Source organism: Micromonospora sp. CPCC 205554, from assembly GCF_036902745.1.
In the GTDB taxonomy this organism is placed as follows: Bacteria; Actinomycetota; Actinomycetes; order Mycobacteriales; family Micromonosporaceae; genus Micromonospora; species Micromonospora tulbaghiae.
The window spans coordinates 40,444-57,087 of the sequence record NZ_JBAKHP010000020.1; the positions used below are offsets into that span (position 1 = coordinate 40,444).

The 16,644-nt window shown below is 72.9% G+C and carries 19 protein-coding genes; 7 read left to right on the top strand and 12 right to left on the bottom strand.

The features are described from left to right. Positions 1-131 precede the first annotated feature (131 nt). From V6U82_RS22155 to V6U82_RS22165, 3 genes are all read left to right on the top strand, one after another. Entirely contained in the window at positions 132-2,015 is a 1,884-nt protein-coding gene (locus V6U82_RS22155; protein WP_334464138.1) for a DEAD/DEAH box helicase, read from the top strand. A 247-nt stretch (positions 2,016-2,262) separates the two neighbouring features. Continuing rightward, a complete protein-coding gene (locus V6U82_RS22160; RefSeq protein ID WP_036311366.1) occupies positions 2,263-2,478 on the top strand; it encodes a helix-turn-helix transcriptional regulator in 216 nt (71 codons plus the stop codon). A gap of 296 nt (positions 2,479-2,774) precedes the next feature. Further along, positions 2,775-3,395: a putative glycolipid-binding domain-containing protein gene (locus V6U82_RS22165; RefSeq protein WP_334464240.1), complete on the top strand. Its 621-nt coding sequence runs from the start codon at positions 2,775-2,777 to the stop codon at positions 3,393-3,395. 16 nt (positions 3,396-3,411) lie between these two features. On the opposite strand, the gene V6U82_RS22170 is transcribed toward V6U82_RS22165, so the two are convergent. From V6U82_RS22170 to V6U82_RS22180, 3 genes are read right to left on the bottom strand one after another with little or no spacing between them, the layout of a single operon-like run. Beyond that, complete coding sequence (locus V6U82_RS22170) at positions 3,412-4,506, bottom strand: PLP-dependent cysteine synthase family protein (RefSeq protein ID WP_334464146.1); 1,095 nt, start codon at positions 4,504-4,506, stop codon at positions 3,412-3,414. Positions 4,507-4,516: 10 nt separating this feature from the next. Further along, the gene (locus tag V6U82_RS22175; RefSeq protein ID WP_128137418.1) at positions 4,517-5,359 is read right to left on the bottom strand and encodes an SDR family NAD(P)-dependent oxidoreductase; all 843 of its coding nucleotides are present in this window, start codon (positions 5,357-5,359) and stop codon (positions 4,517-4,519) included. Positions 5,360-5,401: 42 nt separating this feature from the next. Then, positions 5,402-5,860, bottom strand: coding sequence for an Lrp/AsnC family transcriptional regulator (locus V6U82_RS22180; RefSeq protein ID WP_128137417.1), 459 nt, complete (start codon positions 5,858-5,860; stop codon positions 5,402-5,404). A gap of 257 nt (positions 5,861-6,117) precedes the next feature. On the opposite strand from V6U82_RS22180, the gene V6U82_RS22185 reads away from it, so the two are divergent. Next, positions 6,118-6,384 carry a BldC family transcriptional regulator gene (locus tag V6U82_RS22185; RefSeq protein WP_013473529.1) on the top strand — a complete coding sequence of 89 codons (267 nt, stop codon included), beginning with the start codon at positions 6,118-6,120 and terminating at the stop codon, positions 6,382-6,384. Positions 6,385-6,441: 57 nt separating this feature from the next. Here the strand turns inward: V6U82_RS22185 and V6U82_RS22190 are convergent, their stop codons facing one another. Beyond that, positions 6,442-7,086 carry a UbiX family flavin prenyltransferase gene (locus V6U82_RS22190; RefSeq protein ID WP_047891631.1) on the bottom strand — a complete coding sequence of 215 codons (645 nt, stop codon included), beginning with the start codon at positions 7,084-7,086 and terminating at the stop codon, positions 6,442-6,444. A 143-nt stretch (positions 7,087-7,229) separates the two neighbouring features. On the opposite strand from V6U82_RS22190, the gene V6U82_RS22195 reads away from it, so the two are divergent. Further along, positions 7,230-8,195 (top strand): terpene synthase family protein, encoded by a 966-nt coding sequence (locus V6U82_RS22195; RefSeq protein ID WP_128137416.1) that lies wholly within the window; start codon positions 7,230-7,232, stop codon positions 8,193-8,195. Between the two features lie 58 nt (positions 8,196-8,253). Here the strand turns inward: V6U82_RS22195 and mqnP are convergent, their stop codons facing one another. From mqnP to V6U82_RS22210, 3 genes are read right to left on the bottom strand one after another with little or no spacing between them, the layout of a single operon-like run. Further along, complete coding sequence (gene mqnP, locus V6U82_RS22200; RefSeq protein WP_128137415.1) at positions 8,254-9,159, bottom strand: menaquinone biosynthesis prenyltransferase MqnP; 906 nt, start codon at positions 9,157-9,159, stop codon at positions 8,254-8,256. Then, the gene (locus tag V6U82_RS22205; RefSeq protein ID WP_334464152.1) at positions 9,159-10,616 is read right to left on the bottom strand and encodes a menaquinone biosynthesis decarboxylase; all 1,458 of its coding nucleotides are present in this window, start codon (positions 10,614-10,616) and stop codon (positions 9,159-9,161) included. The genes mqnP and V6U82_RS22205 overlap by 1 nt, the downstream gene beginning before the upstream one ends. Before the next feature lie 47 nt (positions 10,617-10,663). Next, entirely contained in the window at positions 10,664-11,221 is a 558-nt protein-coding gene (locus V6U82_RS22210) for a carboxymuconolactone decarboxylase family protein (RefSeq protein WP_334464154.1), read from the bottom strand. Positions 11,222-11,284: 63 nt separating this feature from the next. Here V6U82_RS22210 and V6U82_RS22215 point away from each other — a divergent pair, with 63 nt between their 5' ends. Then, positions 11,285-11,755, top strand: a complete 471-nt coding sequence (locus V6U82_RS22215) for a MarR family winged helix-turn-helix transcriptional regulator (RefSeq protein ID WP_128137412.1) — start codon at positions 11,285-11,287, stop codon at positions 11,753-11,755. Positions 11,756-11,799: 44 nt separating this feature from the next. Further along, the gene (locus tag V6U82_RS22220) at positions 11,800-12,024 is read left to right on the top strand and encodes a hypothetical protein (protein WP_128137411.1); all 225 of its coding nucleotides are present in this window, start codon (positions 11,800-11,802) and stop codon (positions 12,022-12,024) included. Here V6U82_RS22220 and ccsB read toward each other — a convergent pair. From ccsB to V6U82_RS22245, 5 genes are read right to left on the bottom strand one after another with little or no spacing between them, the layout of a single operon-like run. Beyond that, positions 11,990-12,967, bottom strand: a complete 978-nt coding sequence (gene ccsB / locus V6U82_RS22225; RefSeq protein ID WP_334464157.1) for a c-type cytochrome biogenesis protein CcsB — start codon at positions 12,965-12,967, stop codon at positions 11,990-11,992. The genes V6U82_RS22220 and ccsB overlap by 35 nt on opposite strands. Continuing rightward, the gene (gene resB / locus V6U82_RS22230) at positions 12,967-14,586 is read right to left on the bottom strand and encodes a cytochrome c biogenesis protein ResB (protein WP_334464159.1); all 1,620 of its coding nucleotides are present in this window, start codon (positions 14,584-14,586) and stop codon (positions 12,967-12,969) included. The genes ccsB and resB overlap by 1 nt, the downstream gene beginning before the upstream one ends. Continuing rightward, positions 14,586-15,422 carry a cytochrome c biogenesis CcdA family protein gene (locus V6U82_RS22235; RefSeq protein ID WP_128137296.1) on the bottom strand — a complete coding sequence of 279 codons (837 nt, stop codon included), beginning with the start codon at positions 15,420-15,422 and terminating at the stop codon, positions 14,586-14,588. The genes resB and V6U82_RS22235 overlap by 1 nt, the downstream gene beginning before the upstream one ends. Next, positions 15,422-15,997, bottom strand: coding sequence for a TlpA family protein disulfide reductase (locus V6U82_RS22240; protein WP_128137297.1), 576 nt, complete (start codon positions 15,995-15,997; stop codon positions 15,422-15,424). The genes V6U82_RS22235 and V6U82_RS22240 overlap by 1 nt, the downstream gene beginning before the upstream one ends. Then, positions 15,997-16,644, bottom strand: coding sequence for a histidine phosphatase family protein (locus tag V6U82_RS22245; protein WP_013283542.1), 648 nt, complete (start codon positions 16,642-16,644; stop codon positions 15,997-15,999). The genes V6U82_RS22240 and V6U82_RS22245 overlap by 1 nt, the downstream gene beginning before the upstream one ends.

Here is a 16,644-nt window from a genome sequence, read left to right on the forward strand (position 1 = left end):
TACACTTGTCTCTGATCATTGACCCGGCGCGCCCGACTGCGCGCGCCCATGGGCGATCTTGCGGGCGATTCGGCGGCGTGACAGGCCGCGGCGGGCCATCGCGAAGATGCGCCCCGCTCGAGAGGTATTTCTTGACCACGTTCGCTGAATCCAGCACGTCCCCGTCCGTCGACCCGACGCCCGAGAGCGTCGACTTCGCCTCGCTCGGCCTGCCCCGGCAGGTCGTCGAGACGCTCGCCCGGCAGGGCATCACCACTCCGTTCGAGATCCAGCGGGCCACACTGCCCGACTCGCTGGCGGGCCGCGACGTCCTCGGCCGGGGCCAGACCGGCTCGGGCAAGACGCTCGCCTTCGGCCTGCCGGTGATCGCCCGGGTCGCCGACCGCAACCGGGCCCGGCCGCTGCACCCCCGTGCCCTGGTCCTGGTCCCCACCCGTGAACTTGCCATGCAGGTCAACGACGCCCTCGTGCCGCTCGGCAAGTCGGTGGGCGTGTTCCTGAAGACCGCCGTCGGCGGTGTGCCGTACGACCGGCAGATCGACGCGCTGCGCCGCGGCGTGGAGATCATTGTGGCCACCCCGGGACGGCTCGGCGACCTGATCGAGCGCGGCGTGTGCCGGCTCGACGACGTCGAGATCACCGTGCTGGACGAGGCCGACCAGATGGCGGACATGGGCTTCCTGCCCGAGGTCACCCGGCTGCTGGCGAAGACTCCGGCGGACGCGCAGCGGCTGCTGTTCTCGGCCACTCTGGACAACGACGTCGACACGCTCGTCAAGCGGTTCATGACCGACCCGGTCACCCACTCGACCGCACCGGCCACCGCCGCCGTGTCCACCATGGATCACCACCTGCTGCTGATCCCGCCGCACGACAAGTTCGCGGTCGCGGCGTCCATCGCCGCCCGTGAGGGCCGCACCATGCTGTTCGCCCGTACGCAGCTCGGCGTGGACCGGCTGGTCGAGCAGCTCGCGGCCGTCGGTGTGCGGGCCGGTGGGCTGCACGGCGGCAAGACCCAGCGCATGCGCACCAAGACGCTCGCCGAGTTCCGCGAGGGCCGGACGCCCGTGCTGGTCGCGACCGACGTGGCGGCCCGGGGCATCCACGTCGACGGGGTCTCGCTGGTGCTGCACGTGGACCCGCCGAAGGACCCGAAGGACTACCTGCACCGGGCCGGCCGTACGGCCCGGGCCGGCGAGTCGGGCGCGGTGGCGACGCTGGTGCTGCCCAAGCAGCGCCGCACCACGCTGGCCATGATGGAGAAGGCGGGCGTCGAGCCGGCCGAGACCCGGGTCCGGGCGGGCGACGAGGCGCTGGCCGAGCTGACCGGCGCGCGCGAGCCCAGCGGCGTACCGGTCCGGGACGAGCCGGAGCCGCGGCGCGGCGGCGGCTCGCGCCGCTTCGGCGACCGGGACGGCCGGGGCTTCGACCGCGGCGGCCGGGGCTTCTCCGACCGGGGCGGACGCGACTTCTCCGACCGTGGCGAGCGCCGGTTCGGCGACCGTGACGGCCGGGGCGAGCGCCGCTACGGCGACCGGCCCGCGGGCGAGCGGTCCGGCGACCGGTTCGCGGACCGCGGTGGTGACCGCCGGTTCGGCGACCGGCCGACCGGCGAGCGCTACTCGGGCGAGCGGTCCGGCGGCGGCGAGCGCCGCTTCGGACGGCCGGAGCACCGCGACGACCGCAGCTTCGGCGACCGGCGGTCCGACGGCCGGAGCTTCGGCGAGCAGCGGTCCGACGACCGCGGCCAGCGCGGCGAGCGGCCGTACGGGGACCGGCAGCGGCCGGCGGCCGGCCGCGGGTACGACCGGGACGAGCGGCGGTACGACGACCGGCCGGGCGGCTCGCGCGGCTTCGGCGACCGGCGCCAGGACGACCGCCCGCACGCCGAGCGGCGTTTCGGTGACCGGGGCGACGCGCGCCCGGCTGAGCGCCGGGGCGGTTTCCGGGCCGAGGGGCGGGGCCGGGACGACCGGCGCGGCTTCGGCGGGCGCCCGCCGGCACGTACCCACTGATCTGAGCGCACCCACTGCCGCCGCCGAGCATCCGCTCGGCGGCGGCGGTGCGTCTTGGGGTGATGTCGGCTCCCGTTCTAGCTGCGTGGTACGCGGACGGGATACCGCCGGGAACTCGCCACCGGGCGGGGGCCTGATCCATCAGATCGCTCACTTACCCCCCTCGTCAACATTGACGGGCCCACGTAGATGGGGTGATTTGTTCGCGTCACCATAGTCGGGTCTGCCCGCTCCTACCTTCGAAGTCGTGACCAAGGAGACGGGACCGGGCGAACTTGTCGCGGCCGGTGAGATCTTGAAGATGCTCGGCGTGGGCAGATCGAGATTCCGCGAGATCCGGCGGCACCCCGCATTCCCCGCGCCGTATCAAGAACTGTCGGTCGGCGCGGTCTGGTTGAAGCGGGACGTCGAGCGGTACATCCGGGAGCACCGGCCGCCCCGGCCGGCGGACGACGACGAGTAGCCCAGCGACGTATGAACACACCACGCCTGTACGGGCCCGGCGAGCTGGCCGTCCTGTTCGGCGTATCGCGTCAGCGGGTCCTCCAGATCACCCGCCGCCCCGGGTTTCCCGAGCCGCTCGCCCGACTGATCGGCATGAACGTCTGGGACGCTGACGAGGTCGACGAGTGGGCCCGCCACAACCGGCCACCCCGCCCCACAGAGGCGCGACGAGCAGGGGTAGTCGTAACGCCCCGGCTCGCGGCGGCGTTCGCGCATCCGCTGCCGCCGACCGCCGGGTCGCGTAACGTCCGGACCATGCCGAAGTCGCTCTTCTGGGCCCGGACCGACACCGCCGGCTCCGAGCACGTCGTGCTCGACGACGGTCAGGGGCTGACCGCGCACGGTGTGGCGCTCGCCGTGGATCCGATCCCGTACACGTGCCGGTACCGCCTGACCGTCGGCCCGGACTGGTCGACGAACCGGCTGGAGGTCGAGTCCGAGGGCGCGGGCTGGTCGCGGAGCGTACGCCTGGAGCGGGGCCGGGACGGGTGGCGCGTGCGTACCGGTGAGGAGGGTGACCTGGACGCGGCGCTGAGCGCGGCGGGCCACCCACCGGCGGGCCTGCCGGGCACCGACGACCCGGGCCGGCTGGCCGAGGCGCTCGACGTGGATCTGGGCGGCTCCCCGTTGACGAACACGCTGCCGATCCGCCGGATCGGGCTGGGCCGGCTGCCCGCCGACCTGGCCACCGCCGTGACGGTGGCCTGGGTGCTGCTGCCCGGACTGGCCGTGGTGCCCGCCGAGCAGGTCTACACCTCGCTGGGCCCGGGCCGGGTCCGGTATTCCAGTGACACGTTCGCCGCCGACCTGGAGGTCGACCCGGACGGTTTCGTGGTGCGCTATCCGGGGCTGGCCGAGCGGGTCGACCCGCGCTGACCGTCCGGGGTCCGGGTCAGGCCGCCGGCCAGGTGCCGTCGGTCAGGAACCGGTCGACGGTGGCGAGGTGCGGCGCGAGGTCGAGCCCTTGCGCGGCCACCCACTCGTCGGAGTAGTAGGTGTCGCCGTACCGGTCGCCCGGGTCGCAGATCAGCGTCACCACCGAGCCGGTACGCCCGGCCGCGCGCATCTGCGCGATCAGCCCGAACGCGCCCCACAGGTTGGTGCCGGTGGAGCCGCCCACGCGGCGGCCGAGCACGGCCGAGCCGGCCCGCATCGCGGCGAGCGACGCGGCGTCCGGCACCTGCACCATCCGGTCCACCACGCTGGGCAGAAAGGACGCCTCGACGGTGGGCCGCCCGATGCCCTCGATCCGGGAGCCGCGGTCGGTGCGCACCGACCAGTCGCCGGCCTGCCAGGCGGGGTAGAAGGCGGAGTTCTCCGGGTCCACCACGCAGAGCTTGGTGGGCAGCCGCCGGTACCGGGCGTAGCGGCCGATGGTGGCGCTGGTGCCGCCGGTGCCGGCGCCGACCACGATCCAGGCGGGCACCGGGTGCCGTTCCAGCGCGAGCTGGGCGTAGATCGACTCGGCGATGTTGTTGTTGCCCCGCCAGTCGGTGGCCCGCTCGGCGTAGGTGAACTGGTCCATGAACCGGCCGCCGCTGTCCTCGGCGAGCCAGCGCGCCTCCACCACGACCTTCGACGGGTCGTCCACCAGGTGACAGCGACCGCCCTGGAACTCGATCTGGGCGATCTTCTCCGGTGACGTGGAGGCGGGCATGACCGCGATGAACGGCAGCCCGAGCATCCGGGCGAAGTACGCCTCGGAGACGGCCGTCGAGCCGGACGACGCCTCCACGATCGTGGTGTCCGGGCCGATCCAGCCGTTGCAGAGCCCGTAGAGGAACAGCGAGCGGGCCAGCCGGTGCTTCAGCGAGCCGGTGGGGTGCACCGACTCGTCCTTGAGATAGAGGTCGATCCCCCACTCGCGGGGCAGCGGGAACGGCAGCAGGTGGGTGTCGGCGGAACGGTTGGCGTCCGCCTCGACCGTGGCGATCGCCTCGGTCACCCAGCGCCGGCTGGCCTCGTCGCACCGGTCGAAGTGAGTCACGTCGGCAACGTTACAAGCGAGGTGGGCTCGGGTTTTCCCGGACCCGGCGGGCCTGCCGCCGCTGACCGGCCCGTCCGGTGGCCCGGATCACCGGCGTGAGGGCCAGGGCGAGCCGGGGGAAGGCGTCCAGGAGCCGCACCTGGGCGCCACGCCAGCGCGGCAGGCTGACCACCGGCCGGGGCCGGCGGGCCAGCCGGACGACCCGCGCGGCGACCCGCTCCGGCGTGAGCAGCGAGCCGGTGAAGGACGCCAGCGCTCCCGGGTCGTCCAGCTTGTCGTGCAGCATCGGCGTCCAGATCCCGTCCGGGCACAGGCACGACACGTGTACGCCCCGGACGCCGGCCATCCGCAGGTCACTCAGGGTGCCGAGGCTGAACGCGAGCAGGGCGTGCTTGCTGGCCGCGTACACCGTCTCGCCGGGCGCGGCGATCAGCCCGGCCAGCGAGACGACGTTGAGCACGTGGCCGCGGCCCTGTTCGCGCATCACCGCGACGGCGGCGAGCGTGCCGTTCATCGCGCCGAGCGCGTTCACCTCGACCACCGCGCGGCGGGTCGGGGCGTCGTGTCCCCACGACGGGCCGGTGACCAGGATGCCCGCGTTGTTCACCCAGAGCCCGAGGCCGCCGGGCGCGGCCGCCGCCTCGGCGGCGACGTCCGCGCAGGCGGACTCGTCACGTACGTCGAGCGGGCGGGACCAGCCACCCAGCGGCGCGGCGGCGGCCGACACGGCCCCGGCGTCGGTGTCGGTGAGCAGCACGTTCCAGCCGTCGGCGTGCAGCGCGGCGGCGATCGCCCGCCCCAGCCCGCCGGCCGCTCCGGTCACCACCGCGGCACCGCGTCCCGAGCTCGTCATCGGCGCACGGTAACCGCAACCCCCGGCCCGGGGCCAGAGGCGTCAGGTGGTGGGCGCTTCCAGCGGCTGCGGGCGGTTCTCCCACTTGGTCGACAGGGCGATGCTGGTACGGGTGGACGCCACGCCGGCCGTCCGGTTCAGCCGGACGATCAGCTGCTCCAGCTCGGCGATCGTGCCGACTCGCGCCTTGAGCAGGAAGGACTCGACGCCGGCCATGAAGTAGCAGGACTCGATCTCGGGGATGCGGCGGAACGACTCCAGCACGTCGTCGGTGTCCGCGTCGGAGTCCTCGATGATGCCGATGAGCGCGGTCACGCCGAGCCCGATCGACTCCGGCTCGACCTCGGCCCGGTACGCCCGGATCACGCCGCTGGACTCCAGCTTGCCGACCCGCTCGTGCACGGCCGGGGCGGAGAGGCCGACCTGACGGGCCAGCTCGGCGTACGACAGACGGGCGTTGCCCCGCAACAGCTCCACGAGGCTCAGGTCGATCGTGTCCACGGAGAGTGACCCTATCCGTTCGGCGACCACGGAACACTGTCGGTACCCGTGGATCAACCCTTCACAAACGTACGATCACGGGGGTTCTCCGCCGGTACCATTTCCTATCCTTCCCAGTGTGTGCGTTTTTCGCGTTTGGCGGACACGTCCGGTAGCCGGTGCTGTAATTGCCATACGTCCCTCATGACGGCTCTGGGCTCGCACCGGCCGGGGGCAGTGTGTTCAGCCGGGGGCTTCGTCGACGCGAGGAGGGGGCTGTGGACACTGGAGATCGCCTGCTGACACCGGGTGAGGTCGCTGCGCTGTTTCGGGTGGACCCGAAGACCGTGACCAGATGGGCAGCGGCCGGCCGGATCGGCAGTATCCGGACTCCAGGAGGGCACCGCCGGTTTCGGGAATCCGAGGTGCGGGCCCTGCTCGAGGGGGAGGGCATGCTGGACGAGGCGGAGGACATGGGCAAGGCCCGCAACATGGGCCCGACCGCTTCCACCGGCCCCGGACCGGCGAACGCCGGCATGTACTGAACGTGCGGGGCGCGGTCCGGCCGAGGGCCGCGCCCCGCACGTCGGCAACCGGGCCGGTCAGTCCGGATCCGCCTCCCGGCGACCGGCGGCCAGCTCGCCGGACCACCGCCGGAACAGCGTGTGCTCGACACCGAGCGCGTCGAGCACCTTCCCGGCCACGAAGTCCACGAGCTGCCCGGCGGACGCCGCCGCCCCGGCGCCGTAGAAGCCCGGACTGGCCGGCAGCACCACCGCGCCGGCGTCGTGCAGCGCGATCAGATGTTCCAGGTGACTGCGGGTCACCGGGGTCTCCCGGGGCACCACGACGACCGGGCGGCGCTCCTTGAGGTTCACCTCGGCGGCGCGCTGGAGCAGATCCTTCGACAGCCCGATCGCGATGCCCGCGCACGCGGCGGTACTCGCCGGCACCACCGCCATGCCGCGTACCGGGTAGGAACCGCTGCTCGGGCCGGCCGCCAGGTCACCGGCGGGCCAGTGCCGCAGGTCCGCGCCGGTGAGGTCACGGTCGAGCCAGGCAGCCAGGTCCTCGGCCCAGTGCGCGTCCCGGAACGGCCGGCCGGTCTCGTCCAGCACTGTCAGCCGGGCCGCCCGGGAGACGATCAGGTCCACCGCCTGGCCGGCGTCGAGCAGGCCCCGGACGACAGCCGCCGCGTACGGCGTCCCGGACGCGCCGGAGACACCCACCACCCATGGTTCGCGCATGCCCTCAAGCGTGCCTGGTCGCCGCGGACGGCGGGCGGCGACCCCCGTTCGGTCGGCCCGCCCGGGATGTCCAGAGGGTTCACGGAACGTCCCGCGACATGAAATTCTTCGACCGGCGATCCACTTCCACGGAGGGGCCGGTGATGACGGCAGCGGTGCTGCGGGCGCTCCGCTCCGACTGCCCGATCCCGCCCCGCCTCTCCCCGTACGCCGACGACGTGCAGGAGTGGCTGGTGGAACTCGTCGACCGGCTCGGCCTGCCGGCTGACCCGGCCACCCGGCGACGGCTGGCGCGGGCCGGCTTCGCCCGGTACGCCGGCCGGCTCTACCCGGACGCCGGCGAGCCCGACCTGCGGGTGCTGACCGCGTTGTTCACCTGGTTCTTCCTCGTCGACGACGCCTGCGACGGGCGGGACGGGCTGGCCCCGCCGCAGATCCGGGCGTTGCGTGACGGCGCGCTCGCGTTGCTGCGCGAGGGTCCGCGCGCCCGTCATCCGGGCTTCTCCGGCCCGCTGCGCCGTCTGCTGGTGCAGGCGTGGCGGGAGCCGCGCCGCCGGATGCCGGCCCGGTGGCGGCTGCGTTTCGCCGACGCGGTCGCCGACCACCTCGACGGGGTGTACCGGGAGGCCACCGCCGCCACGTCCGGCCGTCCACCGGGTGTCGCCGAGTACGTGCGGCTGCGCCGGGCCACGTCGGCGGCGTACGTGTCGTACCCGCTGATCGAGTTCGCGTCCGGGCGTCCGCTGCCCGACGCGGTCTACCACCATCCGGCGCTGCGGCGGCTCGCCGGCCTCGCCAACGACCTGCTGTCCTGGTTCAACGACATCGCCTCGCTGGAGCGCGACCGGGCCACCGGCGGCGGGCACAACCTGGTGCTGGCGACGGCCGCCGAGCGGGGCGTGCCGCTGCCGGCGGCGGTCGACCTGGTGGCCGCGCACTGGCGGGCGGAGATGGACCGGTTCGCGGCGCTCCTGGCGGCGGCGCCGTCGTTCGGTCCGACGCTCGACGACGCGGTCGCCATCCACCTCGACGGGCTGGCCGCCGCCGTGCGCGGCACCGTCGACTGGACGCTGGAGAGCGCCCGCTACCCGGTCGCCACGGTGTCCTGACCGGGGTGCGGCCCGGCGCCCCGGCCGTCAACGGCGGCCGGGCCCTCGGCGTCCCGGCTCAGGGCCGCAGGCCGAGCCGGATCACCAGGTCGAGCAGCGCGAGGACGAACAACGCGATGCCGACGAAGCCGTTGGCGGTGAAGAACGCCCGGTTGACCTTGCTCAGGTCGGTGGGGCTGACCACCATGTGCTGGTAGGTGAAGGCGACAGCGGTCAGCGCCAGCCCGATCCACCACAGCCAGCCGAAGCCGACCCACGCGCCGAACCAGATGAACAGCGCGAACGTCACCACGTGAGCGACAGTGGAGGCGTGCAGCGCGAAGCGCAGCCCGTACCGGGCGGGGACGCTGTGCACCCCGATCTCGCGGTCCACGTCGGCGTCCTGGCAGGCGTAGATCAGGTCGAAGCCGCCGATCCAGAGGCCGACCGCGGCGCCGAGCAGCCAGGCCGGGCCGGAGCCGTCGAGCGTGCCGGTGACCGCCAGCCAGGCGCCGACCGGGCCGACCGCCTGGGCGACCCCGAGGATGGCGTGCGGCCAGTTCGTGAACCGCTTGCCGTACGGGTAGACCACGAGCGGCACCACGGCGAGCGGCGCGAGCACCAGGCAGAGCGGGTTGAGCAGGGCGGCGGCGGCCAGGAACACCACGAGCGCGACGGCCGCGCCGGTCCAGGCCGTCCGCACGCTCACCGCGCCGGTGACCAGTTCCCGGTTCGCGGTACGCGGGTTCCGCGCGTCGATACGCCGGTCGAGGATCCGGTTCGCGGCCATGGCGAACGTCCGCGCGCCGACCATCGCCACGGTGATCAGCAGCAGGTCGAGCCAGCGCACCCGGCCGCCGTTGAGCTGCATGGCGGTCAGCGCCGACAGGTACGCGAACGGCAGCGCGAAGACCGAGTGCTCGATGGCGACGAGCTTGAGGAAGGACGAGACCCGGCCGGGCCGTTCCTGGACTGCCGCCGTCATCAGATCCCGTATTCCTTCCAGCGCTTGTCGACCAGCGAGACCACCTCGGGCGCCATGCGCATCTCCTCCGGCCAGCCCCGGGTGTAGCCCTCCTCGGGCAGCTTGCGGGTCGCGTCGATGCCCGCCTTGCCACCCCAGAACTGCTGGTACGACGCGTGGTCGAGGTGGTCCACCGGCCCTTCGGTGACCATCAGGTCGCGGGCGTAGTCGACGTTGCCGAAGGCGCGGAACGCGACCTCGTTGTAGTCGTGCACGTCGCAGTCCTCGTCCACGATCACGATCAGCTTGGTCAGCGACATCATGTGCGCGCCCCAGATCGCGTTCATGACCTTCTGCGCGTGCTTGGGGTAGCGCTTGCGGATCGACACGATCGCGCAGTTGTGGAAGACACCGGCGGCGGGCAGGTCGTAGTCGACGATGTCCGGGATGAGGAAGCGCAGCAGCGGCGCGAAGATCCGCTCGGTGGCCTTGCCGAGGCCGTGGTCCTCCTGCGGCGGCTGGGACGTGACGATCGAGTGGTAGACCGGGTCGCGTTGCATGGTCATGCACTCGATGTGCATCACCGGGAACGGCTCGACCGGTGTGTAGAAGCCGGTGTGGTCGCCGAACGGCCCCTCGGGCAGGCGCTCGCCCGGCTCGATGTAGCCCTCCAGCACGATCTGCGCGTGCGCCGGCACCTGCAACGGGACGGTCAGGCAGTCCACCATCTCGACCCGCTCACCGGCGAGGAACCCGGCGAACAGGTATTCGTCGATGTCGGCTGGCAGCGGCGCGCTGGCCGAGTACGCCACCACCGGGTCGGCGCCGATCGCGATCGCCACCGGCAGCCGCTGGCCGAGCCGCTCGGCGACCGCGTGGTGCGCGGTGGAGTTCTTGTGGATCTGCCAGTGCATGCCGATCGTGTTGTGGCTGTGCTGCTGGAGCCGGTAGAGCCCGAGGTTGCGCTTGCCGGTCTCCGGGTGCTTGGTGTGGGTCAGCCCGAAGTTGTGGAAGATCCCGCCGTCACCGGGCCACACCTGCAACCCGGGCAGCCGGTTCAGGTCGACGTCGTCGCCCCGGTAGACCACCTGCTGGCAGGGGGCGGTCTTGACCTTCTTCGGCGGCATCGACTTGAGCTGCATGACCTTGCCGAGGCCGCCCATCATCCCGGAGAAGCCCTGCGGCAGCTCCGGCTTGAGCATGTCGCCGATCCGCTCGCCGATCTCGTCGAGGTGCTCCACCCCGAGCGCCATCGCCATCCGCTTCTCGGTGCCGAACAGGTTGATCGCCACCGGCATCTCGCCCCGGGTGGGACGCTCGAACAGCAGCGCGGGCCCGCCGGCCCGGACGGTGCGGGTGACGATCTCGCTGATCTCCAGCGTGGGGTCGACCGGCGCGCTCACCCGCCGCAGCTCGCCCGCACGCTCCAGCGCCGCGAGGAAGTCCTTCAGATCGGTGTACGGGAAGCGAGCCGCCATACCCCTATCCTCCCGTACCCCCTTCCCCGGGCCGGGCGCGCCCCCGGTCAACAGAGGGCGGGCGTCCAGGCGTACGGGGCCAGCGGCGCGTCGAGCGGCGCATCGGTGAGCCGGTTGGCGAACGTGGAGATCGTGTACGTGCCGACGCCGAGCACCACGTCCAGCGCGTGCCGGGGCTGCCATCCGGCGGCGAGCAGCGCGTCCAGGTCGGCGTCGGGGACCGCGCCCCGGTGGTCGAGGACGGCGACGGTGAACCGGCGCAGCGCCTCCAGCCGGGGATCGGGCAGCGCCGCACCGGTCCGCAGCGCCTCGATCAGCTCCGGCGCGGCGCCGTGCCGGACCAGCGTCGCGGTGTGCATGGCCACGCAGAGGTGGCAGCCGTTGCGCGTGGCGACCGTCAGCACGACCACCTCGCGGGCGACCGGGTCGAGGTCGGTGGCCTCGAACGCGGCGTTGGCGGCGAGGAAGCCCTTGAGCAGTTCGGGCGAGCCGGCCATCAGGCTCACGGCGGCGGGCAGGTGGCCGAGTGTGCGGCGTACCCCGGCCATGACCGGGCGGGCGGCGGCGGGCGCGGTGTCCGGCTCGTACGCGGTGAAGCGGGACATGACGGGGCCCCTCTCGTAAGATGGTCAACGTGGTTGACGAAATAGTAAACGCGGTTGTCGAACATGGCAACGCCTGACCGCCCCGGCTTCGCGCTGCCGCTGCTCCTGCTCGCCGGCTTCCGTACGCTGATCGACGACCTGCACGCCGAGCTGGCCCGCCAGGGGCACCCCGAGCTGCGCCCCGCCCACGGCTTCGTCCTCCAGGCCGTCGGCCCGGCCGGCACCACCGCCTCCGACCTCGGGCAACGCCTCGGCGTCTCCAAGCAGGCCGCGGGCAAGACGGTGGACCGGATGGTCGCGCTCGGCTACCTGGAACGCGTGGACGACCCCGCCGACGCCCGCCGCAAGCTCGTCCGGACGACCGCGAAGGGCCGCGACGGCCTGCACCGCTCGGCAGTCGTCTTCGACGAGCTACGCGACCGCTGGGCGGCCACGCTCGGCGCGGAGCGGGTCGCCGCCATCGAGGACGACCTGCGCCGGATGGTCCCGGCCGACGTGTTCCGCCTCGACGTCCCCGGCTGGTTCGGCGGATGACTTCGTCACTGACAGCTTCGCCGACGGCGGTTCATCATCGACGGATGGATGACGCGTACGTGGTGGGTGACCCCGACGGCCTCAGCCCGCTCCAGGCAGAGATCCGCGACGCGGTGGCCCGCGAGCTGCACGCCCAGTTCGCGCTGCGGGCGGACCGCCTCGAACTGGCCGACCTTCCGGAGGTGGCCTACCAGGTCACGCGCCGGGTGGACGAGGTGCTGAGCGGTCGCCCGGTCACTCCACCCCGGCGTACGAGTGCAGACCGGTGAAGAAGAAGTTGACCCCGAACAGGTTCATCATCACGGTCAGGAAGCCCACGACGGCGATCCAGGTGGCCACGTTGCGCTTCACGCTCGGCGTGGCCCGGGCGTGCAGGTAGCCCGCGTACACCACCCAGGAGATGAACGCCCAGGTCTCCTTGGGATCCCAGCCCCAGGCGCGGCCCCAGGCCGCCTCGGCCCAGATCGCCCCCGCGATCACCGCGAAGGTGAAGATCGGGAACGAGAAGGCGTGCAGCATGAAGGTCAGCCGCTCCAGCCCGGCCGCCTCCGGGAGGCGGCGGGCCAGGGTGTACGGGAAGCTGCGCCGCCCCTGCTCCCAGCCGTTCCGCATCAGGTACGCGGCAGCGGGCACCACGCCCAGCAGGAAGATGCCCGAAGCGAAGATGATCGTCGAGACGTGGATGATGAACCACCACGACTGCAGCGCCGGCATCAGCGGCTCGATCGGCACGTAGAGCTTCAGCTCGGCGAAGGCCAGCAGCAGCACCATGACCAGCGTCAGGAACAGCCCGAGCCGGCGCAGCCACGGCTGCTTCCAGAGCACCACGAGCCAGGCCGCCACCCCGATCCAGGTGCCGGTCAGCACGAACTCGTACATGTTGCCCCAGGGCATCCGGTCGGCGGCGAGGCCCCGGGTGACCACGGCGCCCAGGTGCACGGCGGCGGCGAGCACGGTGAGCCAGGCGGCGATCCGGCCGGCCAGCACGGCCCGCGCGCCGGTGCGGTCCGGGCGCGGCGGCGTCGCCGGGGCGGCCGGCTCGTCGACCGTGCCGCCGGCTCCGCCGACGCCCGCGCCGACCAGCTTCCGCGCCGGTGCGGCCGCGGACACCTTCCGCGCGTTGCCCAGCGCGAACTCCACGGCGTGGCTGATCATCGCGATCAGGTACGCCAGGATCGCGAACGCGACCAGCTGGTCGGAGAGTGCGGACATCAGTCGTCTCCTTCTCGCGCCCGCCGTGCGTCCGGCGCGTCACCGCTCACCGCGGCGACGAGCTGCGCGAACTCGTCGGCGAACCCAGGGTGCTCGGTGCGCGGCAGCCCACCGGCCTCCACCAAACTACTACCGCTCGTCGGAGATCCCCCCTCGGGGGGCGAAACCCGGAACCAGACCCGGCGCCGCCAGGCGAACAGCGAGCCCATCAGGCCCAGCAGCAGCGTGCCGCTCGCCACCAGCAGCAACGTCTGCCCGGGCGCGTGCCGGACCGCGAGCGTGATGTACGGCTTGCTGCCGACGAACTCCAGCGTGCTGCCGTCGTCCAGGGTCCACTTCTCGCCCGGCCGCAGCAGCTTGGTGCCGATCTCCTTGAGCTTGCCGTCGTCGATCTGCCGCCGGTCCAGCGCGTAGACCGAGCCGGGGATGCCCGCGTCCAGCCCGAGGTTGCCCCGGTACGCGGTCAGGTTCACCGCCGGGTTCCGCTCGGCCGGGTACTGCGACGCCACGTACGGCGCGCTCTCCGGTGCCGTCGGCAGGTAGAGCCCGTCGAAGGCGATCTGCTGGTCCGGGGCACGCGCGCCGGTCTTCGGGTCGACGTTGGCGTCCGGGAAGATCGCCACGCCCTCCTCGGTCGCGTTGGAGTCGCCGGTGCGCAGGAACGGCGCCTCGCTGGTCTGGCTGCGGCCGTACTTGTCGGTGTACTTCAGCAGCGGCGCGTAGCCGTTGCCGAGCAGGTAGACGTTCGCCGAGCCGAGCCGCAGCGGCGAGTTGACCGAGAACCCTGCGGTCCGTTCCGCGCCGCCCGGCTCGTCCACCTTGACGGTGGCCCAGTAGCGGGACGCCAGCCCGGACGGCAGGTAGTCGGCCTCGAACTTCTCCAGCGTCAGGCAGAACGGCGGCAGGTCGGAGCTGTCCACGCGCGGGCCGAGCGACGCCTCGGCGTACTGCTGGCGGGTGTTGCAGAACGCGTTGTCCTCGCCCGCCACCAGGATGCGGTTGCCGTGCCATCCGTACCAGGAACCGAGTGCCACCCCGAGCAGGACGGCGACCAGCGACACGTGGAAGAGCAGGTTGCCGGTCTCCTTGAGGTAGCCCTTCTCGGCGGAGACCTCGTTGCCGCGCACGGTGACCCGCCACCGGCGGCGGCGCAGCACCGCCGCGATCGCCTCGGGGTCGGCGGCGGCCGGGGCCTCCAGCACCGCGTGCTGCGGCAGCCGGTCGAACCGTCTCGGCGCGGCCGGTGGCCTCATCCGCAGCGCGCGGACGTGGTCGCGGGCGCGGGGCAGGATGCAGCCGATCAGCGAGGTGAACAGCAGCAGGTAGATCGCGGAGAACCAGACCGAGCCGAAGACCTCGAACGCGCCGATCTGGTTCAACCGGGGCGCGAGGTCGGGGTGGTCGACGAACCACTGGTCGACGCGTTCCGGGTTGACGCCGCGCTGGGGCAGCACCGAGCCGGGGATGGCCGCGATGGCGAGCAGGAACAGCAGGATCAGCGCGGTACGCATGCTGGTGAGCTGCCGCCACGAGTTGCGCAGCAGGGCCAGCACCGGGTTGACCCGCCGCCGGGGCGCCTGGGCGGGTGGGGTCGACGGCCGGTCGTCCACGGTCGTCATCAGATGCTCACCTCGCCCACGCCCACGTTCGTCTGCAACCAGATCACCACGTTCACCCAGCCGCCGGTGATCAGCGCCAGGCCGATCGCGATCAGCAGCGCGCCGCCGATCCGGGTCACCCAGCGGCTGTTGCGCCGGACGGCGCGGAACACCCCGAGCAGGCGCTGGAAGCCCAGCCCGAAGACGACGAACGGTATCCCCAGCCCGAGGCAGTACGCCACGGCGAGCAGCACGGCGCGGTCCGTCCCACCCTCGGTGGCGGCCATGCCGAGCACCGCGCCGAGCGTCGGGCCGGTGCAGGGCAGCCAACTGAGCGCGAAGACCGCGCCGAGCACCGGTGCGCCGAGCAGCCCGGCGGCGGGCAGCCAGCGGATGCGGAACTCCCGCTGCATGCCGGGGATCACCCCGAGGTAGCCGAGGCCGAGCACCACCACGAGCACGCCGATGACGATCTCCAGCGTGCGCTCGTACCGGAAGAAGAGCTTGCCGACGCCGGAGAAGAGGATCGCGGTGGCGACGAACACGACGGTGAAGCCCGCGATGAACAGCAGCGTGCCGGCGAGCACGCGGCCCTTGACGGCGGCGGTGGTCCGGGCCTGCGTCCGTTCCGCCACGGCGACGCCGCCCCCGGTCGGCGGTGGGTCCGGCGGCTGCGGCGCGCCCGGGCGGCGGCCCTCCAGATCGGTTCCGGCCAGGCCGGTCACGTACGACAGGTAGCCGGGCATCAGCGGGAGCACGCACGGCGACAGGAAGCTGACCAGTCCGGCCAGCGCGGCCGCGCCGACCGCGAGCAGCAGCGGGCCGGACTCGGCGAGCTGGCGGAACGTCTCGCCCATCAGCGGGAGCCGTTCGGCGGCGGCGACTCGGCGGCGATGTCCTCGACGATCGGCCGCAGCTCGTCACGGGTGACGGCCCGCCGGATCACCACGGCGATCCGGCCCTCGCGGTCGAGCACGACGGTGGCCGGGGTGGTGTTCGGCGGGATGTCGAAGTTCAGCGCCTGCCGGCTGGCCGGGTCGAAGATGCTCGGGTACGTGACCCGGCCCTCCTCGAAGGCGATCGCCTTGTCCTTGCTGTCCTGGACGTTGATGCCGAGGAACGTCACGCCGGAGCCCTTGGTGGCCTGGTAGGTGGCCTCCAGGTCGTCCGCCTCGGCCCGGCAGGGCGCGCACCAGGAGCCCCAGAAGTTGACCACGACGACCTGCCCGCGGTCGCGGGAGATGTCGTAGCTGCCGCCGGTGAGCAGCTCACCGCTCACCTTCGGCGTCTTGGACCGCTGGTCGGGGGCACAGGTGACGGTGGAGCCGTCGGCCGCGCACCGGCTCTCCTGGCTGCCGGAGGAACAGCCGACCAGCGCCGTACCGGCGGTGACGGCGGCGAGCAGGGCGGCGGCGAGCCTCCGGGTGAGCATCAGGCCCCCTTGGCCGTCCGGGCGGTCGGCGAGATCGACACGAGGTGGGCCGCCGGCTCGGAGTACCCGATGCCGACGATCTTGGCCCCGTCGAAGTGGAACGAGGTGAGGCTGGCCAGGCCGCACTGGCGGCGGCGCGGGTCGTGCCAGAGCCGCTTGCGCTCGACGTGCCGGCGCAGCGTCCAGATCGGGAGCTGGTGCGACACCAGCACCGCCTCCCGCCCCTCGGCGGCGACCCGGGCGGCGTGCAGCGCGGCGAACATGCGCTCGGCGATGGCCCGGTACGCCTCGCCCCAGGACGGGGTCACCGGGTCGCGCAGCACCCACCAGTTGCGCGGGTCGCGGAACGAGCCGTCACCGGGCGATACCTTCTTGCCCTCGAACCAGTTCGCGCTCTCGATCAGCCGCTCGTCGACGCCGACGGAGAGGCCGAACTGCGCCGCGATCGGCTCGGCGGTCTGCTGGGCGCGCTCCAGCGGGCTGGCCACCACGTGCACCACGGTCCGGTCGGCGAGCGCCTGCGCGGCCGCCTTGGCCATCTGCACGCCCAGCTCGGAGAGGCGGAACCCGGGCAGGCGGCCGTAGAGGATGCCGTCCGGGTTGTGCACCTCGCCGTGCCGCAACACGTGCACCACGGTCTCCGCCAT